Source organism: Ochrobactrum teleogrylli, from assembly GCF_006376685.1.
GTDB lineage: Bacteria > Pseudomonadota > Alphaproteobacteria > Rhizobiales > Rhizobiaceae > Brucella > Brucella teleogrylli.
This window is the reverse complement of sequence record NZ_VEWL01000006.1, coordinates 92,845-114,545: the sequence shown is the minus strand read 5'-3', so window position 1 is coordinate 114,545 and position 21,701 is coordinate 92,845. Positions and strand designations below refer to the sequence as shown.

Sequence of the window (21,701 nt, the reverse complement as noted above, 5' to 3'; positions counted from 1 at the left end):
ATGGATAAAAAGCGTTGAGGGGGAAACGACGCTGCTATTCGGCGGCGACGACCATACCCGAATCACCGAAACGGAGAAGAATCTGCTTCAACTCTGTCTCTTCGACGCGCCGGGCAGCTTCATCCGGGCAAACCCATTCGCAGATGCGCTGATCCCGTTCTGGCCAGCTTTTTTCCTGGCCGGTGAAACGGACGGCGTAAACGGCCACCGAAAACTGGTTGATCCGCTCTGGCGGCATATCCATCTTGCAGTAATTATAGCTGCCAATGGGTTCCGGGGAGACATCGCCGCGTATGCCTGCTTCTTCGAAGGCTTCGCGCAAGGCTGTTTCCGCAAGCGTGCGACCGACTTGCGGCCAACCTTTGGGGATGATCCAGCGGCCCGTGCCACGGCTTGTGATAACGAGAACCTGAAGGGTATCCATTTCGCGGCGGTAGACAAGGGCTGCAACCTGCTGCAAACGGCCAGAAGGCGTAAGAATACGCTTTTCCGTTGCGATAAGTTGTTTGGCTGCCGTCTTCACTGCTGGTTTCCCTCTTTTCCTTAAAATGGAACGATTCGCCAAAATAACAACTGATCAAATACGCAACAGTTCTTACAAAGGGGAAAAAAGCCCTTTATTTAAAAGCCACTATTAAAATACAGGAGAGGCGTATCGTTTTCGAACGCCGAACCTGAGCGTGATCAGCGTCATTTCATGTGCTTTCTATAGCACGTGAATACGGCAAAAATATCATTTTTTTGTTTTCGCTTTTTTTCGTTTTCGCACGTCCTTGAAAACTTTCGTGGTTTTTTGAGAAATCCCTCCATTCTGAATGGTCTTGGGGCGATAACAGTGACGGACAATAAAAAATGCCAGCCGGTAAGGCTGGCATTTAGAATTTACTATCGGGCGTTAGAGCGCGTTTCAATCTGATTGGATCAGATCGGCACTCTAACAGTTTGTCATAACGCGCCTTATGTCCGAAATCCGTTTCACCCTTTTCGGGGCGCGCGCTAAACGAAGACTATCCGCGCTTGTCGCCTGCAATCGGTTCCAGATAGGTGTAGCCCATATCCCACGGGAAATAGATCCAGGTGTCCTGCGATACTTCGGTCACGAATGTATCGACCAGCGGACGGCCTTTCGGCTTGGCATAAACCGTTGCGAAATGTGCCTTGGGCATCATCTCGCGCACGATTGCGGCCGTCTTGCCGGTATCGGTGAGGTCGTCGACGACGATCACGCCTTCGCCGCCATTTTCCAGAAGCTGGTCGCCGATACCCTTCAGAATTTGCATTTCGCCCTGCGACGTGTAGTCGTGATAGGAGGCAATGCAGACGGTTTCGATCAGGCGGATGCCAAGTTCACGGCAGATAATGGCCGCAGGCACCAGACCGCCGCGCGTAATGGCGACGATCGCACGCCAATCGTGCCCCATGCCGGAAATGCGCCAGGCAAGCGCGCGGGCATCGCGGTGGAACTGATCCCAGGATACGGGAAAGGCTTTATCGGGCAAGGACATCGAAACGCTCCATGGAACAGTCCGTGGGCTGTGGCCACAGACTGGCTAAACCAAAAATGCGCGATGACCACCGTCAAGCGCGCTGAACTGTGTAGACCTTCGCTTTCGCCATCTGCGCCCACCATAATAGGGGCTGCAATACGATGAAAAGGTTTCTTCAACCCGGCACAGTCAGCGCCGGGTAGTGCTGATAACCGCAAAAACACCGATCTTGCAAGTCTGTTATGGCTTGAAGGCGTTCATTGCCACCAATTGGGGATAATTGCCCGCTCTGAATGAGCGGACATGTCACCGAGAAAACAGTGTCAGGACGGGGAGGTCATTCAGCATGGATCGCGTCACTCCACCGAAAACAAGCTCGCGCAGGCGCGAATGGCTATAGGCGCCCATGACGAGCAGATCGGCACGTTCCGCAACGATGTGCTCCCGCAGCGCATCCTGCGCATAGCGCCCATGCGAGGCGAGCGGCGTCACGTTGACTTCAATGCCATGGCGGGCGATGGATTCGGCCAATTCGGTTCCGGCGAGCGCTTCGTCCTCGCCCTCGGCTTCAGGCGGATCGACCCAGACGATTTCCGTCCGTCCAGCCTGTTTCATCAAGGGCAGCGCATCGAAAGCGGCGCGCGCGGCCTCTCTTTTGCCGTTGAAGGCAACGACGATCCGGTCAAGCGACAATTGCGGCAAGACGGGTGCGTAGGGCACGAGCAGCACAGGGCAGCTTGCATTGAAGACAATCGTGTCGGCGGTTTCGTCATTGGTAGCCGGATCATCGGGGTCCGGCTGGCCCGCGACCAGCAATTCCGCGCCGAGACAGGAGGTCAACACGCCATCAGCGGCGGTGCCGGTTTCCGAGCGGGTGATACGAAATTCGAAATGCGCATCCTGACGGCGCATTTCTTCTTCAAAGACGTGTTTCAGCCGCTCGGAGAGTTCCTTGTGCTGCTTGTCGTGCAGCTCGAACATGCCGGGATCGATAAAGCCGTTGGGATCGGCATAGACGATGGGAGAGGGGATGGAATAGAGGCCGATGACATGAAGGTCGGGCACTTTTCGCATTAAAAGCGCGACGGCGGACAGAACCCGCTTCAGTTCAGCCTCGCTCCGGGAATAGGCAACCACCGTTTTGTAGGTCATGACCGATCTCCTTCCAGCTGTGTTTCCATTTTAGCATAGAAAGCAACGCGTTGCGTAGGCAAAAGGTTGCAAGGCATAAAGAGTTGTCAGCTTGCGCCAGAAGCCACCAGCCCGGCAATCATGGCTTCAATTTCGACAACTGCCGCATCAATCTTTTGCGGATCGCTGCCGCGCACCACGAGTTCGGTGCTGAAGCGCCCGCCTTCGAATTTCGGATAGGAACCGATGATCGTATCAGGGTTCTGCTTCTGGATTTCGGCCAGTGGCGCGCCGATGACGCCTTCGCCGAACGGGCAATGCACCGCGCGCGACAACAGCTTGCGCCCGGTCCGCAGCGTAGGGAGAACATTGTCGAGCATGGCCTGAAACACGGACGGCACGCCCGCCATCACATAAACATTGCCGATATGAAAGCCCGGTGCGGCAGAAACCGGATTGTCGATATGTTCCGAACCCTCTGGCATGCGGGCCATGCGCTTGCGGGAATCGGTGAATTCCAGACCGCGCCGCGCATAATTGTCGCCGAGAAGCTTCATGGCTTTTTCATCATAGATGCAGGGCACGCCAAAGGCTTTTGATACAGCGTCGGCGGTGATGTCGTCATGGGTGGGGCCGATGCCGCCAGACGTAAAGACATAATCATAGTTCGCACGCAGGGCATTGAGGGCGGCAACGATGGCGTCTTCCTCGTCCGGCACGATCCGCACTTCCTTGAGGTCAATGCCCGCAGCCGTCAGCAGATCGGCGAGATGCCCGATATTCTTATCCTTGGTGCGCCCGGAAAGAAGTTCGTCGCCAATGGCGAGCATTGCAGCCCTTACGGCCTGCTGCGAAGTGTCGGTCATACCCAGACTCCATTTCAATCTGGCGACAGTTAAGCCTCAGCCGCACCCAGCCGCAACCGGTTTTCGCAAAAGGCAAAATGTTCCTCCCTTGGTCCATCTTTCCAAAATGAAAATGCTCTCTAGTTGAGTGAATGCGGAAAAGGGGTTCCGTAAAATCGAAAACGGAGACGTCAGATGGTAAAGGTTCTGGTGCTGTACTATTCGTCCTATGGACATATGGAGCAGATGGCCAAGGCTGCGGCAGAAGGTGCGCGCGAAGGCGGCGCAGAGGTCACGATCAAACGGGTGCCCGAACTGGTGCCGCTCGAAGTCGCCAAGGCCTCGCATTACAAGGTCGATCAGGACGCACCCATCGCATCGCCGAACGATCTGGTCGAATATGACGCCATTATATTGGGCACGGCGACCCGCTATGGCATGATGGCCTCGCAGATGAAGAATTTTCTCGATCAGACCGGTGGTCTGTGGGCAAAGGGCGCGCTGCTCAACAAGGTTGGCTCGGTGATGGTTTCAACGGCGACGCAACATGGCGGCGCGGAACTCGCGCTGATTTCGGCGCAGTGGCAGTTGCAGCATCATGGCATGATCATCGTGCCGCTTTCCTATGCCTATCAGGGGCAGATGGGCAATGATGTCGTGCGCGGCGGGGCGCCCTATGGCATGACGACGACGGCGGACGGCGACGGCTCGCGCCAACCATCCGAACAGGAACTGGAAGGCGCGCGTTTTCAGGGCAAGCGTGTTGCAGAAATCACCGCCAAGCTGCACGGCTGAGATATCTGAGTAAAACAAAAGCCGCCGGGAAAACACGGCGGCTTTTGCGCATGAAAAGAACGGCAAATAGCACAATGCCGTAATTAACATATGTAAATGAAAAAGATTAATTTTTTTTGGGGTATCTATGGAGTTTTTTACTTCATTATTTCTATTTTATTATTTTAAAATACGAATTTTTTTAATATATTTATCAATATATTATTTCATAAATGAGTTTAATATTTTATATTTATCAATATAATTAAAACAATATCAATTTTTATGAGTGGCAATCATGGATTTGGAATTTTAACAAATATTATAGGAATATTTGCGATACTAATTTTAGTATATAATAATATAGTGGGTATAAATGCTTCTTACTGATGGATCGAAAGAAAAACACGAAAGAGTGACGGCAAAAAATTGGTCTCATTTAATGGATTTGCTCCATGAAGATACTTTTGATGTTGGTATCCAAAGGCACAGATCAACCTACGCTTATCGTGGGATGTCGTCCTCCAATTGGGAAGCCGTCACAAGTCTATCCCGTCTAGGTAAACCTTATGACGGTATGGAGCTTAATATCGTCAAACAGTTCGAGAAGTACGCTGGTGAAGTAATTCGATTGGATGGCAACCCGTGGCGAACGCTCAGCATCGGCCAGCATTATGGGTTACCAACACGTTTACTGGACTGGTCTTATTCTCCACAGGTTGCGCTGCATTTTGCAACCTCAAGTCTAGAAAATTATGATGATGATGGTGTGATTTGGAAAGCTAATTTCAAAGATGTTCATTCGTTGTTGAAGGATGAGCATAAAAAATTTCTGCGAGAAACAGGAAGCAGCGTTTTCACATTTGAATCATTAGCAAATGCATTTCCAACGCTCGAAAAATTTGCAGAACAAACAGTTAATACTCCCATTAGTAAAACGCCGTTGGCAATATTCTTCGAGCCTCCGTCAATTGATGGAAGAATAACGAATCAGTTCGCATATTTTTCAGCTTTGAGCGATGACACAATGAAGATGACGGACTGGTTGCTTAGTGGTGATATTCCGAAGGTTGTTAGGTCTAGAATGATTATTATTCCGAAAGATTTAAAATGGGAGGTGCGTGACAAACTTGATCAATCGAATATTAATGAACGTTTGCTTTTTCCGGGGGTTGAAGGGCTCTGCTCATGGTTGCGCCGTCATTATAAACCTCGTTAGACGATACGTTAAGAAGACGCCGGCACTTCATTTGGTGACTTGTCCGTAATGGTGAAGTCATGACCTCCACAAGAGATGGAGGTTTGGGATGCTACGTTTGAACCACTAGAAGTGGTTTTGTTATGCCGTAGTGGGAATTCTTAAAAGGTCGACATGCTTGAAGCCTCGTCGGCCTTTTTGATCACGGATATAACGTCTAACGACCTGTTCATCGTAACCGATGGACTTGACGAAGCATCTTGCGGCTACAAAAACTGATGGCTGCAGTTCTGGCGATTCCGTGCTAATTTATTGGCAACATAAAGGGGCAGCGTATCCTTCAATTTCCTTTGTAACCTCCGGTCTTTGACCACTTCGTGGCTCAAACCGGAGGTTTCTTTTATGCTGCGTAAAACTCTTCCAATCCTTCGCCAGAGGCGAGGGTTTTCTTCTCATGAAATGAAAACAGGCAGCCTTCTGCGTGTTAGTTGAAAACTGCTTGTATTTCTACTCCCGATGAGTTTGCAGCACCTGTTATTACAGCCTGTTCAACTCGTTGAAGTTTTCAACATTGGCACATTCTACCCCGAAATTTTACAATAACACTGCTTACTATATTGCTGTTGGACACGGGCGTTAGTGCTTCGCTGGTCCTTTGAAATAATTAAATTGTTTTAAATGCAACATTCTCCAAAAAGCTGTGGTGCGGTCGGCGGGACTTGAACCCGCAAGCCTAAAAGGCGACGGATTTTAAGTCCGTTGCGTATACCAATTTCGCCACGACCGCAGCGACTGGATTTCTATGTCATGATTTGCGCGATGATTTCAAGACAGAAAGCTTGTCAGCAATAACAGCGAATTTCCGAATATCTGCATGTTCTAAAATAGAAAAGCAGTATAATCGACATGCTTTCCCGGCCATGGATTTGATCGGTTCGCGCATAACGAGGCATTCCCGCAAAAGCCTGTTGTCCTCCGAATTTTCGATGTGACAAGCCGCCGGGAATGGTCTACGCCTACGGATGGACCGCTACGCGGCGGTCCGGGGATTAGTACCCCCTGTTACCTTGGCTGGTGTCGCCTAAAGACACCCAACCTTCGTCCTTTATGGTCAGGGTGCCTGCGACGTATGTCCAGGCTTCTCTGAAGCTAAAGGTCGTGGGGCCGCTGGCAACACGGTGTACTAACACCCTGATCACCAAAGATCGAAGGGCACAACGCGGGGGCGTACCGCGAGAGTGCTTTTGGGTGTGGCCGGTATGACAGACACTGTAACCTATTACACAATCACCTATGATCATGTTCAGGATTGGTGTGGCGGATTTTTCCGCCAGGACCAGCGCGCAGAAGCCGAGGCAGCACTTCGTTTGATGCATCGCGAGATACAGAGGGAACGGTCTGTTTCGTGGCAGGCGCTTTACCTGGAAGAAATAACGATCCCGCTTCCAATTAACGAAGCCGTTCTGTTCGAACTTTTGAATGACGGTCCGCTGGTGGTCTTTGGAGACCGCAAGATCGTCAATATTTATTACGTTGGTTAGAGACGTTTCCCTTCATCCTTGTTTGCATGGGCAAACCCGTATAGCGATAAGCCCTATCGAGTAGGAATGAAGAAAGTTTCAGTATGACCGCCTTCGTCAAATCCGTGGCTCAGGCCGAAAAGGCAATGCGTGCGCTTTTCCCCGAGACACAATTGCAGCTCAACGATTATCTCTCCCGCAAATATGGTGCGGAGATTTGGTTGAAGCGCGAAGATCTGACGCCGGTGCGCTCCTACAAGATTCGCGGCGCTTTCAATTTCATTTCCAAGGCAGTGAAAACGACTGATGAGAACGCGGTGTTCGTCTGCGCTTCGGCAGGCAATCACGCGCAGGGTTTCGCTTTCGTTTGCCGCCATTTCGGTCGCAAGGGTGTTGTTTTCATGCCGGTGACCACGCCGCAGCAGAAAATCGACAAGACCCGCGCTTTCGGTGCTGAATTCATTGAAATCAAGCTGGTCGGCGATATTTTCGACGTTTGTTATGCCGCTTCGCAGGAATTTGCGGCCAGCAACAACGGTGTCATGGTGCCGCCATTCGACCATCCGGGTATCGTGGAAGGACAGGCAACCGTCGCTTTGGAAATCGAAAGGCAGCTACCGGAGGGCCAAAAGCCCGATCTGGTTCTGCTGCCGGTGGGCGGCGGCGGGCTTTCCGGTGGTGTGACGCAGTATATTTCCGATCTCGGCTGGAAAACCGCGTTTCGCTTTGTCGAACCGAAGGGCGCCGCAAGCCTGAAAGGCAGCCTTGAGGCCGGCAAGCGCATCAAGCTTGCCCATGTCGATAATTTTGTTGACGGGGCGGCGGTTGCCGAGATCGGCAAAGAAAACTTCAAGCTTCTCAAAGGCTTCGACGCAAAGTCTGTCATAACGGTTCCGGAAAACCGTCTCTGCGCGACCATCATCGAAATGCTCAATATTGAGGGCGTGGTGCTGGAGCCAGCGGGCGCTTTGGGCATAGACGCGCTGAAGGATTTCAAGAAAAGCGAAATCAAGGGCAAGCGCATCGTGATTGTCGTTTCTGGCGGCAATTTCGATTTCGAACGCCTGCCGGATGTGCGCGAAAGGGCGCTTCGCTTTGAAGGTCTGAAGAAATACTTCATTTTCCGCTTCCCGCAGCGTCCGGGCGCGTTGCGCTCGTTCCTCGATCTGCTGGGGCCGGAAGACGATATTGCCCGCTTCGAATATCTGAAGAAATCGGCGCGCAATTTCGGCTCGGTGCTGATCGGCATCGAAACGAAGGATGCCGCGAATTTCAAGCTTCTGGAAAAGAAATTCGGTGAAGCCGGTTGGGCTTATCAGGACATTACGGATAATCAGGTTCTGGCTGATTTCATCATTTGAACCGGAGCTAAGCGTCTGAATCAAAAAGGCGACAGGCCACGGCGAAAATGGTGATTTCGAGAACCGGAGCGCAGCGTACTTGAACGTACGTGAGCACCGGAAGCGCAGAAATTGCCATTTGCAGACCGGCATGATGGCTTTTGGATCAGAGGCGAAAACGAAATCATTTGCTTTTTTGCTCAAACCACCCCATATGGGCGGCAGGCGCATGGGCCGACGTTAGTTGTCGGCTTTCCCGGCATTGGACTTGTTGCGTCACACCTTTGTCTTCCGGAATGGTCTGGAAACGGAGGGGACCTGAGATTTGCTCGGGCACGGCTGCGCAAGTCGCCAGGGGTTTTCCCGGCGTCCCGTCGTTATCATAAAAACAGATTTGGCTCGGGCAAGTTGCGCTTTCCCGGCATTGAAAGCGGACCGCAGATGTGCGGTGCCGCCGAAAGAGATTGAATTGACAAATGAAAATACGAGCGGCTTTGCCGCTCTTGGCGTCACCGGCGTTTTGCTTAAAGGTGTCGAAGCTGCTGGCATGACCGAACCGAAGCCGATCCAGACGCAGGCCATCCCGCCGCAGTTGGAAGGCAAGGACATTCTCGGCATTGCGCAGACCGGCTCGGGCAAGACCGCGGCTTTCAGCCTGCCGATCCTGCAAAAGATCATCGGTCTGGGCGATAAGCGCCGCCCGAAGACGGCGCGTGCGCTTGTCCTCGCACCGACCCGCGAGCTGGCAGTCCAGATTGAACAGACGATCCGCAATGTTTCCAAGAGTGCGCATATCTCGACTGCGCTCGTGCTCGGTGGCGTATCGAAGCTGACGCAGATCAAGCGTATCGCGCCCGGCATTGACGTGCTGATCGCAACGCCGGGCCGTCTGACGGATCTGATGCGCGAAGGTCTGGTTGACCTTTCGCAGACCCGCTGGCTGGTGCTCGATGAAGCCGATCGCATGCTCGATATGGGCTTCATCAACGATGTGAAGCGTATTGCCAAGGCAACCCATGCCGACCGTCAGACTGCGCTTTTCTCGGCCACCATGCCGAAGGAAATCGCGGCGCTTGCGGGTAGCCTGCTTCGTGATCCGGTTCGTGTGGAAGTTGCGCCGCAGGGCACGACGGCTGCCGAAATCACCCAGGTTGTGCATCCTGTGCCGACCAAGGAAAAGCGTCGTCTTCTTTCCGCTCTGCTGGCCGACAAGAACATGCGCTCGGTCATCGTCTTCACCCGCACCAAGCATGGTGCGGATGCGGTTGTGCGCCACCTTGAGCGCGACAAGTTCGACGTTGCGGCCATTCACGGCAACAAGTCGCAGAATGCCCGCCAGCGCGCGCTGAACGGTTTCCGCGATGGCACTTTACGCATTCTGGTTGCGACCGACATCGCCGCGCGCGGTATTGATGTTCCCGGCATCAGCCATGTCGTCAACTACGACCTTCCTGACGAGCCGGAAACTTACGTGCATCGTATCGGTCGCACCGGGCGCAATGGCGCAAGCGGCGCTTCGATCACCCTGTACGATCAGGCGACCGAGGATTCGAAGCTGCGTGCAGTAGAACGTGTGACCCGCACCAAGCTTCCGATCAAGGAGGCTCCGGTCAAGCTTGCTCCGGCGCCAGCAGCAGCGCCGCGCATTTCGATTGTGGGCGAAGACAAACCGCAGAAGACGCAGCACCGCAAGGGCCCGTCGCCGCAGCAGCATCGTCGCCCAGCGCAGAAGCCGGGCGAACATCGTGGGGGCAACCACGCTTCCGCAGGTGGCCATGCCAATGCGACTGGCGAAGCTGCACCGAAGGCAAAGCGCCCATTCCGCCGCAAGCGCCGCACAGGCAATGGCGGCGGTGGTCAGCGCGCTGCGTAACCGTCTTTCGGAACATCTTTTACAAAAGCCGCCCATTTCGGGCGGCTTTTTCTTTTGGGATGGCTTTTTGTGGATTGAGTTTGCCGGTTCGCGTGGAAAATTATTCCATCCTTCCTTGAAGGGCAGGGCAGTTCCTCATACTTTCCGGGCAAACAATTCGGCCCAAGATGAAGGATGGAAGCTATGCTCCAATCGGTCCTCGACGCAATCGGTAACACGCCATTGATTCGTCTCAAGAAGGCTTCCGAAATTACGGGTTGCGAGATTTACGGCAAGGCTGAATTCCTCAATCCGGGACAGTCGGTCAAGGACCGCGCGGCGCTCTACATTATCCGTGACGCCGAAAAGCGCGGCCTGCTTCGCCCCGGCGGTGTCATTGTTGAGGGCACGGCAGGCAATACCGGCATTGGCCTGACGCTCGTTGCCAAGGCGCTCGGCTATCGCACGGTCATCGTCATTCCGGAAACGCAGAGCCAGGAAAAGAAGGATGCGCTGCGTCTGCTCGGAGCGGAACTCATCGAAGTTCCGGCAGCGCCTTATCGCAATCCCAACAATTATGTACGACTGTCAGGGCGGCTGGCAGAGCAGCTGGCCAAAACCGAACCGAATGGCGCGATCTGGGCCAACCAGTTCGATAATCCAATCAATCGTCAGGCGCATATCGAAACCACTGCGCCGGAGATCTGGCGCGATACCAATGGCAAGGTCGACGGTTTCGTGGCGGCGGTCGGATCGGGCGGTACGCTCGTCGGGACGGCCATTGGTTTGAAGGAACACAATCGCGACATCAAGATCGCGCTCGCTGATCCTTATGGCGCGGCACTTTACTCCTATTACACGACCGGCGAATTGAAAGCCGAGGGCGATTCGATCACCGAAGGCATCGGGCAGGGGCGTATCACGGCCAATCTGGAAGGGTTCACACCTGATTTTTCCTATCGCGTTGCGGATGCCGACGCGCTCGACGTTGTGTTCGATCTCGTGGAGAATGAGGGGCTTTGCCTTGGCGGTTCTTCTGGCATCAACATCGCCGGTGCGATCCGGCTTGCAAAAGATCTCGGTCCGGGCCACACAATTGTGACGGTGCTTTGCGACTATGGTAATCGTTACCAATCGAAAATGTTCAATCCATCCTTCCTGCGCGGCAAGAACCTGCCGGTGCCGGGCTGGCTGGAAACAAAAACCGAGATAGACATACCGTTCGAGGAATAAAACAATGGCCTATGAGACCGATGCTCTTTTCCGTGAAGATTCCTATCTTTCAACGGCGGAGGGCAAGGTTCTCGCCATTACCGACACCGGCGGCATTATTCTGGACCAGACCAATTTCTATGCCACCTCCGGCGGACAGCCGGGGGATATCGGCTTTTTCGAGCGCGCCGATGGATCGCGGATCGAGATTACTGCGACCGTTACCGGCGAAAACAAGAATGAAATCGTCCATGTGCCCGGCGAAGGTCAGGCCGTGCCGACAGTCGGTGAAACACTCGTCCTGCATATCGACTGGCCGCGCCGCTATAAGCTGATGCGCATGCACACTGCCTGCCATCTGTTGTCGGTCGCCTGTCCGTTCCCGATCACCGGTGCTGCGGTGGGCGAGGATGAAAGCCGTGTCGATTTCGATCTGCCCGATCCGACCTACACGAAGGAATTCGTGACCGAAAAGATCATGGAACTGGTCAAGGCCAATGATCCAGTTTCGATCAACTGGATCAGCGATGAAGAATTTCTCGCCAACCCCGATATTGTGAAATCGAAGAATGTCCGTCCGCCTGTCGGGCTCGGACGTATCCGGCTTGTCGCCATTGGTGAAAATGGCGCAGTCGATTCCCAGCCATGCGGCGGCACCCATGTGTCCGAAACGCAGGAAGTGGGCGAAATCCATATCGGCAAGATCGAGAAAAAGGGCAAGGAAAACCGCCGTTTTCGTATCCGCTTCGGTGCTTTGCCGGACGCGTGAGCATACAGGAGTTTTGACTATGGTTGAGAAAAGCGCATTTGTCGTATCGCGCGACTGGTTGAAGGAGCGGCTGAAAAAGCCCGGCATCGCCATTGTGGATGCATCCTGGTATCTGCCTGCGGCGGGACGCAATGGCCTTGAAGAATATAATGCCTCACACATTCCGGGCGCAGTGTTCTTCGATCAGGACGTGATCGCCGACAAGGATTCCGGCCTGCCGCACACTTTGCCATCGCCCGAACTCTTCGCGCAGCATGTCGGCGCCATGGGCATCACGGCAGATGAAACCGTGGTGGTCTATGATGGGCCCGGCATGTTTGCAGCACCGCGTGTCTGGTGGATGTTCCGCATCATGGGCGTTAAAAACGTCTTCGTTCTCGATGGCGGTTTCGATGGCTGGAAGGCAGCAGGATATCCTGTGACCGACGAACCGACGAAAATTGCGGCGACGCTGTTCACGCCTGCTTTCGATCCGGCTGGCGTCGTCGATTTTGCCGAAATGCGGGAAATCGTCGATGAGCGCCGTTCGCAGATTGCCGATGCACGCGCTGCCGGACGTTTTACCGGTCGCGACGCCGAACCGCGCGCGGGCATGCGCTCTGGTCACATGCCGGGCGCGCGTAATGTTCCAGTCGGGACGCTGTCGGAGAACGGCGAGCTGAAGGATCTGGATAGTCTGCGCGCAATTTTCGACAAGGCTGGCGTCGATCTCACCAAGCCTGTCGTCACAAGCTGCGGCTCTGGTGTCACGGCGGCGGTCATCATGCTGGCGCTGGCCTCGCTCGGCCATAAGGATAACCGGCTTTATGACGGTTCCTGGAGCGAATGGGGTAGCAGGCAGGATACCCCGGTAGTGACGGGCGAAGCCGACTGATCATGGTCGAAAAGCTGAAAGCCCGCATTACGCATCTGGAAATGCAGACGCGACCGGCGATTTCCGTGCCGGTTCCCTCTGGTTTGCGGCTCGCCATAATGCGGGCGAGCGGCATGCCGGTGCATTTCTATCGCTATCTTTACGAGCAGGTGGGGCGGCAGCATCACTGGATGATGCGCCGCCTGCAGAGCGATGCGGAAGTGGCCGACATTATCCACGCCGATACGAGTGAAATTCACGTGCTTTATGCCGATGGCAATCCAGCCGGTTTTGTGGAACTCGATCTGACAGCCATGCCGGAAACGGCAGAAATCCTCTATTTTGGCCTGATACCCGATTTTCAGGGGCGGGGGCTTGGCAAGTTCTTTCTCAGTGAAGCAATCTCGGCGGCCTGGGCGCACGGGCCGCAGAAAATTGCGATCCATACCAATACGCTCGACAGCCCGCGCGCTTTGCAGCTCTATCAGAAGATGGGTTTTGTTCCGGTCGGCTGGTCGGAGGAAGAAGTTATCCCTTGGGTTGAATAGCTCACCGAATATCAGCTGCGCGCTATTTCGCGACCACTGTTGATAGAGACAACTGAAGCGCTCGCCAGTCGAGCGCTTTCTTCATCCAGCACCACGCAATTGCGTCCGCGTTGCTTGGCCATATACAGGCAGCGGTCGGCGCGGCTCATCACTTGCGAATTGGTTTCGGTTTTTGGAGCGGAAGCCACGCCGATGCTGATCGTCAGCGGATAGACCTGATATTCGGTCGAGTGAAAGGGCGTGCCTTCCACTTCCGTACGGATGCGCTGCGCTACGCGCACGCCGGTTTCGCTGCTCGCGCCCGGCAGGAAGACGCAGAATTCCTCGCCGCCGATGCGCCCGACCAGATCGCCTTTACGCGTCACGTTTTGCAGGGCAAAAGCAATCAGCTTTAAAGCACGGTCGCCGGCGCTGTGGCCGAACGTATCGTTGATGGCTTTGAAGTGGTCGGCATCGATCACCATCAGTACACCTGTTTCAATACGCGACCGGCTGACTTTCATGGCGTCGAAAAGCGCTTCGCGATTGAGCAATCCCGTCATGTGATCGACGCGCGCGCGCGCCTGCAATTCAACATGCGCTTTCTCAAGCTGGGTATAGGCGTCTTTCAGCCTGTTATGCTGCCGGAAAATATAAGCGAGTGACGGAAAAGCCGTGGCAAAGGGAATTCCAGAGCTGAGCGCCAGCGCCACAATCCCAGGTCTTTCACCAGACAGGGCGGCAGCAGTCCAGGTCAGCGTGACAGAAAACAGCACGACAGAAAGGGTTATCACTCCTGCTTTCCATAAAGCTGCCTTCATTTCCTTACTCCCCGTCCCCGGATCAGGATTATCTGTTTGCCACTCGAAACCTTACGTTAAGGGAGCAATTGATTGAACGGCTTATAAGAGCAACTGCTCGTAAGGAAAAGATACCAAAAAGCCCGAATGCAACTTTTCCAAGAAGCGTACCCCGAAAGACACAATTTAAGGTTTTAGTTGTCCTCGTGCGGGCAAGCAAAAAGACAACAAGAGCGGGGGAGGTATCGGGATTTTCGAAGGATATATTCGCTTTGAAATGGCTAACATAAGCAAGGGACGGAAACAACCGCCCGGAGCAGTTTCAGCGAAAGTTGAATCACCGTAATCCCTATAATCTTTGGCTTTTGCCCACATCTTATCCGAAACAGCTTCGTGCTTTTCGAACCATGCTCAAGCGACGAAGACGAGCCTTCCGAGGCGTACAGATGGCAAGGACGCTTCGAAAGAACTCGTCTTATCCGGGCAGTGCATAACGTTTGGAGATTTCCGGTTGTGAACCGGTAAGGCGGTGGTCGTCAGAAGACAGCGAGGTATTTCAGAAGCGAGATGATGCCGATGATGATCACGATAACTTGAGCGATCTGTTTCACCTTCGCATCCAGTGGCAGCATGTTGATGAGATAAAGAACGAGGAAGATAACAAGAATTGTTATCAGAAGGCCGATGAGGATGGACATAGCTGTTCTGACCCTTACTGGAACGGCGCATTGTTCTTACCGTCTGACCGCCGCTCCTCCAGAACGTCAGACTGAACGTTAAGCGAAAAGGCTGGTGCAAGAGCCCAAGTCCTTTCGCAGCATTCTCGTCTCCCGTTGGAAAACGATATGCCGGATAACGTTTCGACGTAGAGAAAGTTCCGCTGGAACTGCGAGCGGGAAGGGCGAAGGGTGGCTGGATTTGAACTACCGCCACCCGCAGAAGAATATTATCCCTGCTTCATGGTGCCGCTTTCGCGACGGCGTGTGTGCCAGCTGAAAGCTTCTTCCAGAAGGTGTGGCGTGTGGCCGCCACGCGCGCAGGCGCGCTCGAAATAATCATTGAGCTGGTCCCGATAATCCGGATGCGCGCAATTGTCGATGATCACACGGGCGCGCTCACGCGGGGCGAGGCCGCGCAAATCGGCAAGGCCCTGTTCGGTCACCAGAATATCGACGTCATGTTCCGTATGGTCCACATGGGTGACCATCGGAACGATGGATGAAATGGCGCCATTTTTGGCTTCGGACTTGCTGACGAAGATCGAGATATAAGCATTGCGCGCAAAATCGCCCGAGCCGCCAATACCGTTCATCATATGTGTGCCATCGACATGGGTGGAATTCACATTGCCATAAATATCGAACTCAAGCGCGGTGTTGATGCCGATAATGCCGAGGCGGCGAATGACTTCCGGGTGGTTGCTGATTTCCTGCGGGCGCAGGATCAGCTTGTCGCGATAGCGGTCGATATTGTTGAAGACGCGCTCGCCGACGGCGGGGCTGAGCGTGATCGATGCACCGGAGGCGTAGTCCAGCTTTCCAGCATCGAAAAGCTCGAAGGTGCTGTCCTGCAGCACTTCGCTATACATACGCAGATTGTGGAAAGGGCTATCGGCAAAACCGTTGAGCACAGCGTTTGCAATGGTGCCAATGCCGGCCTGAAGCGGGTTCAGTGTCAGATCGAGACGGCCATGCTCCACTTCCTGCTTAAGAAAATTGATCAGGTGGGTGGCAATGGCAACGGTTTCGCTGTCGGCAGGTTCGACCGTCGAGGCGCTGTCGTTTTCCTGCGTAATGACGATACCGGCAATTTTCTCGACCGGAATCGGAATGTAGGGCAGGCCGACGCGGCTGTCGCAGGCCGTGACCGGGATGGGGTCGCGGGTAGGGCGCTTCGTCGGAATATAGATGTCGTGCAGGCCTTCAAGCGCCATAGGCTGATTGAGATTGACCTCGACGATCACCTTCTCGGCCAGGATGGCAAAGCTTGCCGAATTGCCGACCGACGTGGTCGGAATGATGCCACCGCTTTCGGTGATCGCCAGCGCCTCGACAACAGCATAATCGATCGGACCGATCTGGTTGGAACGCAACTGCTCGACCGTTTCAGACAGATGCTGGTCGATGAACATGACCTCACCGCGATTGATCGCGGAACGCAGGGTACGGTCGACCTGAAATGGCATACGGCGCGCAAGCACATGGGCTTCGGTCAGGATCTTGTCGACGTCATGTCCAAGCGAAGCGCCGGTAATCAGCGTGATCTGAAAAGGATCGGTTGCCGCACGCGCTGCCATGGCAACCGGAACTGCCTTGGCGTCACCGGCGCGGGTAAAGCCGCTCATGCCGACGATCATGCCATCCTTAATGAGGCTGGCCGCCTGCTCCGGCGTGATGATCTTTTCTCGCAGCGAAGCGTTTCGAATACGTGCTTCCAACATCTATAACTCTACCTTCTATCCCATCCAGCCAGCGGGCCGGGAATGCCCGTTTAATATGCGTCAAGACCCACAAATGCCGGTCAGGAACGCGAGCGCTGGAACCCATGTCGGGTCATACAACATGTACACGACGAATACATGCTGCTTTGGTCTTAGACCGTTCCAGGCTCCATACACTTTTCAGTCATTCTCATGATGCGCGCAGTGAGGAAATGATTTTAATCAACCGCCGATTTTGTCAATCACAGATGAGATGAAACGCCTGATCAGTCACGCTTTAAGCGTCGGGCCGGTCACGTTTTTTGTGTTTGTTATCTTAATATAATTAGATATTACTTATATTTATTCAACAATAAAACAAATATATTTTGCAATTTACATTTCAATGCATCATATTAAATTGATAACGGGGCGGGGGATATGATTATATTATTATTCTATAATTTATATTATCGACTAATATCCATTCTTTTTTTCGTTTTGTTTCTGTTGACGATTTGCGCAACTGCTAATGCGCAGGGGCCGACACAAGCCCCAAAGCCTGTGCAAGTTGGCGTTTATGTCAGCGAACCTTTCGTCAACAATGAGGGCAATAGTTACTCCGGCATGGCGATCGACATCTGGCAGAACATCGCTGAACGCCTGAATATTGCATCGCATTATGTGGAATTTCAAAACTACGGCGCGTTGATGAGGGCCGTTTCCGAGGGCAAAGTCGATGCAGCCGTTACCAATCTGACTATCACCGAAAGTCGGGCTGAGGTCGCCGATTTTACCTATCCATGGTTCGATGCTGGTCTGCGTATCATGGTGCATACCCAGGCCGGTACCGGCTGGGGTGACCTTGTCGGACACCTCGGCCGCGCTGGCCATCTGACCACCTATGTCTGGATTCTGGGAATTCTGCTTGCGGCAACGGTGCTTCTGACACTGTTCGACAGGCGTTTTGATGAAAGTTTTCCGAAACGGTGGCGGGAAGGGCTGGCGGAGAGCTTCCATCATGTGGTTTCGATTGCCACTTCCGGCAAAACCTCACGCAAAAATCTGTTCGGTTGGATTGGACGTATCTGGCAAACCTTCTGGATGGTCTTCGGCATCGCCATTATCGCCTATGTCACATCATCGATCACCAGCGTGATGACCGTGGCGCATATCGACAACAGGATATCGAACCTGAGCGACCTGCAGAGAAAATCCGTTGGTGTGCGAACTGGCAGCGTTGCAGAACAGTTTCTGAAATCCCGGTCCATCGCCACAGTTTCGTTCGATCATTTGCCGGAAGCCGTTACCGCGCTCGTCAATGACGAGATAGCGGCAATCGTCGCAGACGGTCCCGTGCTGGAATATTATATGCATCAGCATACCGATCAGCCGCTCGATCTTGTCGGCGGTGCATTCAGCCCGGACAAATACGGATTTGCATTTCCGCGTCACAGCGAACTCGTCCAACCAGCCAGCGTAGCCATCATCAGCCTGCATGAAAGCGAGGAGATCGCAAAGCTGAGGACTAAATATCTCGGCGCGGCGAAGTGAGTGAAGGCACGAGCAATGATGGTTTCTCGCGTTTCGAAGGGAACGATACGCCATTGGTGTCAGGCCCATATCGCAGGTCAGATCGGTATGGCCATCGTAGGTCGGTCGCACTTCAAGCTAGAACCCACCCCTGTTATATATGTCGATCACATAAGATAGATTATGGAACAATCATGTTCATGAAACGGCGATGTGAAAGCACGTCCAGCTCCACGACTATTCGATGAACCAGACAATTACGCCAACCGTCATCAAGCGATCTAGCGTGGTTCAGTTCAACCACGCTGGATCGAAATGTCAGCGACGTCGCGCGACGTAAAGATGTCCGGGAACCGGCGATCCTTGTTCGCTGCGCACGGTGATGTTTTCACAGCGGATGCAGTCCATGCCGTGCGCATCCAGCATTGCTGTCACGTATGATTTTGCATGCGCGAAACGCTGATAATCGCCGACCATAAACGCCCGGCCCGCAAAGCGCGTATCGTCCTGCGTTTCACTGGAGAAGCCAAAATAGCCGTCCGGCTCCAGTTGCGTCGCCACGCCTGCAAAGAACCGATCCAGTTCGCCCATATAAGGCAGCACGTCGGTTGCCACGATGAGGTCCCAATTGTCCTCGGCGGTGGTTTCCAGAAAGCGTACCGCTTCGCCGACGAACAGCGCGTCGTAATCACCTTTTTCAAAAGCGACTTCGATCATGTTTTCAGAAATGTCCACGCCCGTCTTGTGCGTCGCCATGTCGTCGAGTGCATCGGCGGAAAGGCCCGTGCCGCAACCAAGATCAAGCATACGATCACGATGAAACTCGTCGTCGATCTCCAGCAATATTTCGCGCAATTGCAGCGGCACGTCGTAACCGAGCTGGTCCACGAGAATTGTGTCGAACATTTCGGCATGCTGGTCGAACAACGTCGCCACATAAGCATCTGGCGCTTTCAGCGGAACTGCGCCGCGTCCCATGCTGGCAAGCCGCACGGTAGCGCCGCCATGATCGTCGGGATCGATGGCCAGAACTTCTTCATAGGCCTTAGCAGCGCCGTCGAAATCGCCAGCCTTTTCAAGCGCAAGCGCACGATCATAGGCTTCCGCCAGAGCGTCCTCATCGAAGGATTTGTCGTCGGTCTGCGCCATTGTCGTAATGCCTTTTCAAAGTCTGATGGTCGTGCAGCTTATTTATGATCGGCCAGTTTTCGCGCAATCACCGCGCAAGCCATAAGCTGTATCTGATGAAACAGCATCAATGGTAGCACAATACTGCCGACATTGGCGCTCGCGAAAATGGCACTAGCCATCGGCGCACCACTGGCAAGGCTTTTCTTGGAGCCGCAAAACAGGATGGTTATGCAATCAGCGCGATTGAAGCCCAGTCGCTTGCTGCCGTACCAGGTAATCAACAAGACGGCAATCAGCAGCACGATGTTGACACCGAGCATCATCACCAGATCGTCCCAGGAGACCGATTTCCAAAGGCCTTCCACGATGGCTTCGCTGAAAGCCAGATAGACGACCATCAGGATCGAACCGCGATCCACGAAGCTGAGCGGCTTGCTGTTGCGCCGCATGAAATTGCCGATCCAGGGCTGCAGGGTTTGACCCAGAACGAAGGGCAGCAGCAATTGCAGCAGAATAGATTCAAACGCATCGAGAGAGATGCCGCCTCCTCCGCTTTGCACCGCAAAAAGCAAGCCCACCAGCAGTGGCGTCAGAAACATGCCGAAAATATTCGACGCAGAAGCCGAGACAATCGCCGCGGACACATTGCCACCCGCCATCGATGTGAATGCGATGGATGACTGGACCGTCGAAGGCAGAACGCAGATGTAGAGAATGCCGGTATAGAAGGCCGATTGTGCGAGGCCCGGAATAACCCATCCCGCTGTGAGGCCCAGAATCGGAAACAGCACGAAAGTGGACAGGAAGACCACGAGATGCAGCTTCCAGTGGGTGATGCCTGAAATAACGGCTTCGCGCGACAACCGCGCTCCATGCAGGAAGAAAAGAAGACCGACGGCCACTTTTGTCGCCATGCCGAACCATTCGGCAAACTCGCCCTGTACCGGGAGCACCGATGCCAGCAGAATTGTGGCGATCAACATTGTGGTGAATTTATCCGGCAGGAAGCGCATTCTTTCGTCCAATCTTGTTCGGCGCGCCTTTTAGGAAATTGGGCGCCGTTTCGTATCCATGAAACAGGGATATTCAGGGACATAAGCCCATTTTGCGGGGCCTGTTTATTAAACGCATCGGGCCTGTTTTCAACCATTGGTGGATCGAAAACAGACCCGTCTGCTTCACTTTTCCGGGATTTACTTGCGATGAGCGCGTGACGCCGACCTATTCGTAACCATTGGGATTTTTTGCCTGCCAGTTCCACATGTCCTGACACATCTCGCGCAAGTTCTTTTCAGCCGACCAGTCGAGGAAATCATTGGCAAAAGTTGGATCGGCGTAGCATTCGGCAACGTCGCCCGGACGACGCGGTGCGATTTCGTAATTGATCTGGCGGTTGGAGACATGCTCGAACGCCTTGACGACATCGAGGACGCTGTAGCCCTGCCCTGTGCCGAGATTGACGGCGAAGCATTTCGGCTCGTCCAGCTTTTTCAGAGCCTTGAGGTGTCCAGCGGCCAGATCGACCACGTGGATGTAATCGCGGACGCCCGTGCCATCCGGTGTCGCATAGTCATTGCCCCAGATGTTGAGCTTTTCCCGGCGTCCAGTTGCAACCTGGGCGATGATCGGCATCAGATTGTTCGGAATGCCTTTCGGGTCTTCGCCAATCAGGCCGCTTTCATGCGCGCCGACGGGATTGAAGTAACGCAGAATGGCGATCCTCCAGCTGTTGTCGCTGTTATAGAGATCGCGCAGCATTTCTTCGATGATCAGCTTGGTACGGCCATAGGGATTGGTCGCGGAAAGCTGCTGGTCTTCGGTGATCGGCAGCTTTTGCGGATCGCCATAGACGGTGGCGGAGGATGAGAAGACCAGCGTTTTGACGCCGGTGGCCTCCATCGCCTGCAACAGCCGCAGCGTGCCCAGCACATTGCAGTCATAATAATGCAGCGGCTTCTCATTTGATTCTCCGACAGCCTTCAGGCCCGCAAAATGGATCACCGCCGTGCATTTGTGACGGGTGATGATCTGCTCCAGAAGCGCGCGATCGCGAATGTCGCCCGGCTCGCGAATGGGCGCGCGACCGGTGATTTTTTCGATCCGGTGAAGGGCTTCCGGGTTACTGTTGTCGAAATTGTCGACCACGACCACTTCATGGCCTGCCTCGATCAGCTGAACGCAGGTATGAGAGCCGATATAGCCGGCACCGCCAGTCACAAGAATTGTCATTGATCAAGTATCCACTTGTTGAACATGCCGCCCCGATGTGCGATCCCGAGCTGACTATGCAAAATCGGCAACGGACTTCAA

The 21,701-nt window shown here is 53.9% G+C and carries 20 protein-coding genes and 1 tRNA gene; 10 read left to right on the top strand and 11 right to left on the bottom strand.

The annotated features are described in order from the left end of the window. Positions 1-34: 34 nt before the first annotated feature. The 4 genes from FIC94_RS11745 to FIC94_RS11730 all read right to left on the bottom strand — a co-directional run bounded on the left by FIC94_RS11745 (position 35) and on the right by FIC94_RS11730 (position 3,484). The gene (locus FIC94_RS11745) at positions 35-523 is read right to left on the bottom strand and encodes an NUDIX hydrolase (protein ID WP_140024995.1); all 489 of its coding nucleotides are present in this window, start codon (positions 521-523) and stop codon (positions 35-37) included. 484 nt (positions 524-1,007) lie between these two features. Next, a complete protein-coding gene (gene gpt / locus FIC94_RS11740) occupies positions 1,008-1,505 on the bottom strand; it encodes a xanthine phosphoribosyltransferase (RefSeq protein ID WP_109369100.1) in 498 nt (165 codons plus the stop codon). A gap of 288 nt (positions 1,506-1,793) precedes the next feature. Next, positions 1,794-2,639, bottom strand: a complete 846-nt coding sequence (locus FIC94_RS11735) for a universal stress protein (protein WP_109369099.1) — start codon at positions 2,637-2,639, stop codon at positions 1,794-1,796. An 86-nt stretch (positions 2,640-2,725) separates the two neighbouring features. Then, a complete protein-coding gene (locus tag FIC94_RS11730) occupies positions 2,726-3,484 on the bottom strand; it encodes a competence/damage-inducible protein A (protein ID WP_140024994.1) in 759 nt (252 codons plus the stop codon). 174 nt (positions 3,485-3,658) lie between these two features. Here FIC94_RS11730 and wrbA point away from each other — a divergent pair, with 174 nt between their 5' ends. Both wrbA and FIC94_RS11720 read left to right on the top strand, forming a co-directional pair. Beyond that, positions 3,659-4,258: an NAD(P)H:quinone oxidoreductase type IV gene (wrbA, locus tag FIC94_RS11725; RefSeq protein WP_109369097.1), complete on the top strand. Its 600-nt coding sequence runs from the start codon at positions 3,659-3,661 to the stop codon at positions 4,256-4,258. Between the two features lie 355 nt (positions 4,259-4,613). Continuing rightward, a complete protein-coding gene (locus tag FIC94_RS11720; protein ID WP_140024993.1) occupies positions 4,614-5,456 on the top strand; it encodes an FRG domain-containing protein in 843 nt (280 codons plus the stop codon). 680 nt (positions 5,457-6,136) lie between these two features. Here FIC94_RS11720 and FIC94_RS11715 read toward each other — a convergent pair. Then, positions 6,137-6,222 (bottom strand) — tRNA-Leu (locus tag FIC94_RS11715). Between the two features lie 472 nt (positions 6,223-6,694). Here FIC94_RS11715 and FIC94_RS11710 point away from each other — a divergent pair. The 7 genes from FIC94_RS11710 to FIC94_RS11680 all read left to right on the top strand — a co-directional run bounded on the left by FIC94_RS11710 (position 6,695) and on the right by FIC94_RS11680 (position 13,529). Continuing rightward, positions 6,695-6,976 carry a hypothetical protein gene (locus tag FIC94_RS11710; RefSeq protein WP_140024992.1) on the top strand — a complete coding sequence of 94 codons (282 nt, stop codon included), beginning with the start codon at positions 6,695-6,697 and terminating at the stop codon, positions 6,974-6,976. An 83-nt stretch (positions 6,977-7,059) separates the two neighbouring features. Continuing rightward, complete coding sequence (ilvA, locus tag FIC94_RS11705) at positions 7,060-8,316, top strand: threonine ammonia-lyase IlvA (protein ID WP_140024991.1); 1,257 nt, start codon at positions 7,060-7,062, stop codon at positions 8,314-8,316. Positions 8,317-8,764: 448 nt separating this feature from the next. Continuing rightward, positions 8,765-10,168 carry a DEAD/DEAH box helicase gene (locus tag FIC94_RS11700; protein ID WP_371830907.1) on the top strand — a complete coding sequence of 468 codons (1,404 nt, stop codon included), beginning with the start codon at positions 8,765-8,767 and terminating at the stop codon, positions 10,166-10,168. A gap of 183 nt (positions 10,169-10,351) precedes the next feature. Continuing rightward, on the top strand, positions 10,352-11,380 hold the full coding sequence (locus tag FIC94_RS11695) for a cysteine synthase A (protein WP_140024989.1): 1,029 nt from the start codon (positions 10,352-10,354) through the stop codon (positions 11,378-11,380). Positions 11,381-11,384: 4 nt separating this feature from the next. Next, the gene (locus FIC94_RS11690) at positions 11,385-12,128 is read left to right on the top strand and encodes an alanyl-tRNA editing protein (RefSeq protein WP_109369094.1); all 744 of its coding nucleotides are present in this window, start codon (positions 11,385-11,387) and stop codon (positions 12,126-12,128) included. 19 nt (positions 12,129-12,147) lie between these two features. Continuing rightward, positions 12,148-13,002 (top strand): 3-mercaptopyruvate sulfurtransferase, encoded by an 855-nt coding sequence (sseA, locus tag FIC94_RS11685; protein ID WP_140024988.1) that lies wholly within the window; start codon positions 12,148-12,150, stop codon positions 13,000-13,002. A gap of 2 nt (positions 13,003-13,004) precedes the next feature. Then, positions 13,005-13,529: a GNAT family N-acetyltransferase gene (locus tag FIC94_RS11680; protein ID WP_140024987.1), complete on the top strand. Its 525-nt coding sequence runs from the start codon at positions 13,005-13,007 to the stop codon at positions 13,527-13,529. Between the two features lie 11 nt (positions 13,530-13,540). Here FIC94_RS11680 and FIC94_RS11675 read toward each other — a convergent pair whose 3' ends face one another. The 3 genes from FIC94_RS11675 to scpC form a co-directional block, all read right to left on the bottom strand. After that, positions 13,541-14,329 carry a GGDEF domain-containing protein gene (locus FIC94_RS11675; RefSeq protein WP_140024986.1) on the bottom strand — a complete coding sequence of 263 codons (789 nt, stop codon included), beginning with the start codon at positions 14,327-14,329 and terminating at the stop codon, positions 13,541-13,543. Between the two features lie 515 nt (positions 14,330-14,844). Continuing rightward, entirely contained in the window at positions 14,845-15,006 is a 162-nt protein-coding gene (locus FIC94_RS22435; protein ID WP_167836030.1) for a Thivi_2564 family membrane protein, read from the bottom strand. A 248-nt stretch (positions 15,007-15,254) separates the two neighbouring features. After that, positions 15,255-16,748, bottom strand: a complete 1,494-nt coding sequence (gene scpC, locus FIC94_RS11670; protein WP_140024985.1) for a succinyl-CoA:acetate CoA-transferase ScpC — start codon at positions 16,746-16,748, stop codon at positions 15,255-15,257. A 543-nt stretch (positions 16,749-17,291) separates the two neighbouring features. On the opposite strand from scpC, the gene FIC94_RS11665 reads away from it, so the two are divergent. After that, complete coding sequence (locus FIC94_RS11665) at positions 17,292-18,281, top strand: transporter substrate-binding domain-containing protein (RefSeq protein WP_235892000.1); 990 nt, start codon at positions 17,292-17,294, stop codon at positions 18,279-18,281. A gap of 297 nt (positions 18,282-18,578) precedes the next feature. On the opposite strand, the gene FIC94_RS11660 is transcribed toward FIC94_RS11665, so the two are convergent. From FIC94_RS11660 to galE, 3 genes are all read right to left on the bottom strand, one after another. Then, positions 18,579-19,409, bottom strand: coding sequence for a class I SAM-dependent methyltransferase (locus tag FIC94_RS11660; protein WP_109369088.1), 831 nt, complete (start codon positions 19,407-19,409; stop codon positions 18,579-18,581). A 38-nt stretch (positions 19,410-19,447) separates the two neighbouring features. Beyond that, positions 19,448-20,404, bottom strand: coding sequence for a bile acid:sodium symporter family protein (locus FIC94_RS11655; RefSeq protein ID WP_140024983.1), 957 nt, complete (start codon positions 20,402-20,404; stop codon positions 19,448-19,450). 208 nt (positions 20,405-20,612) lie between these two features. Then, complete coding sequence (gene galE / locus FIC94_RS11650) at positions 20,613-21,620, bottom strand: UDP-glucose 4-epimerase GalE (protein WP_140024982.1); 1,008 nt, start codon at positions 21,618-21,620, stop codon at positions 20,613-20,615. Positions 21,621-21,701: the final 81 nt, after the last annotated feature.

What these genes read in the sequence shown, in the direction of transcription:
- gpt (WP_109369100.1), bottom strand. Translation starts at nt 1,505, where the DNA reads ATGTCCTTGCCCGATAAAGCCTTTCCCGTATCCTGGGATCAGTTCCAC.
- FIC94_RS11735 (WP_109369099.1), bottom strand. Translation starts at nt 2,639, where the DNA reads ATGACCTACAAAACGGTGGTTGCCTATTCCCGGAGCGAGGCTGAACTG.
- FIC94_RS11730 (WP_140024994.1), bottom strand. Translation starts at nt 3,484, where the DNA reads ATGACCGACACTTCGCAGCAGGCCGTAAGGGCTGCAATGCTCGCCATT.
- wrbA (WP_109369097.1), top strand. Translation starts at nt 3,659, where the DNA reads ATGGTAAAGGTTCTGGTGCTGTACTATTCGTCCTATGGACATATGGAG.
- FIC94_RS11720 (WP_140024993.1), top strand. Translation starts at nt 4,614, where the DNA reads ATGCTTCTTACTGATGGATCGAAAGAAAAACACGAAAGAGTGACGGCA.
- FIC94_RS11710 (WP_140024992.1), top strand. Translation starts at nt 6,695, where the DNA reads ATGACAGACACTGTAACCTATTACACAATCACCTATGATCATGTTCAG.
- ilvA (WP_140024991.1), top strand. Translation starts at nt 7,060, where the DNA reads ATGACCGCCTTCGTCAAATCCGTGGCTCAGGCCGAAAAGGCAATGCGT.
- FIC94_RS11695 (WP_140024989.1), top strand. Translation starts at nt 10,352, where the DNA reads ATGCTCCAATCGGTCCTCGACGCAATCGGTAACACGCCATTGATTCGT.
- FIC94_RS11690 (WP_109369094.1), top strand. Translation starts at nt 11,385, where the DNA reads ATGGCCTATGAGACCGATGCTCTTTTCCGTGAAGATTCCTATCTTTCA.
- sseA (WP_140024988.1), top strand. Translation starts at nt 12,148, where the DNA reads ATGGTTGAGAAAAGCGCATTTGTCGTATCGCGCGACTGGTTGAAGGAG.
- FIC94_RS11680 (WP_140024987.1), top strand. Translation starts at nt 13,005, where the DNA reads ATGGTCGAAAAGCTGAAAGCCCGCATTACGCATCTGGAAATGCAGACG.
- FIC94_RS11675 (WP_140024986.1), bottom strand. Translation starts at nt 14,329, where the DNA reads ATGAAGGCAGCTTTATGGAAAGCAGGAGTGATAACCCTTTCTGTCGTG.
- FIC94_RS22435 (WP_167836030.1), bottom strand. Translation starts at nt 15,006, where the DNA reads ATGTCCATCCTCATCGGCCTTCTGATAACAATTCTTGTTATCTTCCTC.
- scpC (WP_140024985.1), bottom strand. Translation starts at nt 16,748, where the DNA reads ATGTTGGAAGCACGTATTCGAAACGCTTCGCTGCGAGAAAAGATCATC.
- FIC94_RS11660 (WP_109369088.1), bottom strand. Translation starts at nt 19,409, where the DNA reads ATGGCGCAGACCGACGACAAATCCTTCGATGAGGACGCTCTGGCGGAA.
- FIC94_RS11655 (WP_140024983.1), bottom strand. Translation starts at nt 20,404, where the DNA reads ATGCGCTTCCTGCCGGATAAATTCACCACAATGTTGATCGCCACAATT.
- galE (WP_140024982.1), bottom strand. Translation starts at nt 21,620, where the DNA reads ATGACAATTCTTGTGACTGGCGGTGCCGGCTATATCGGCTCTCATACC.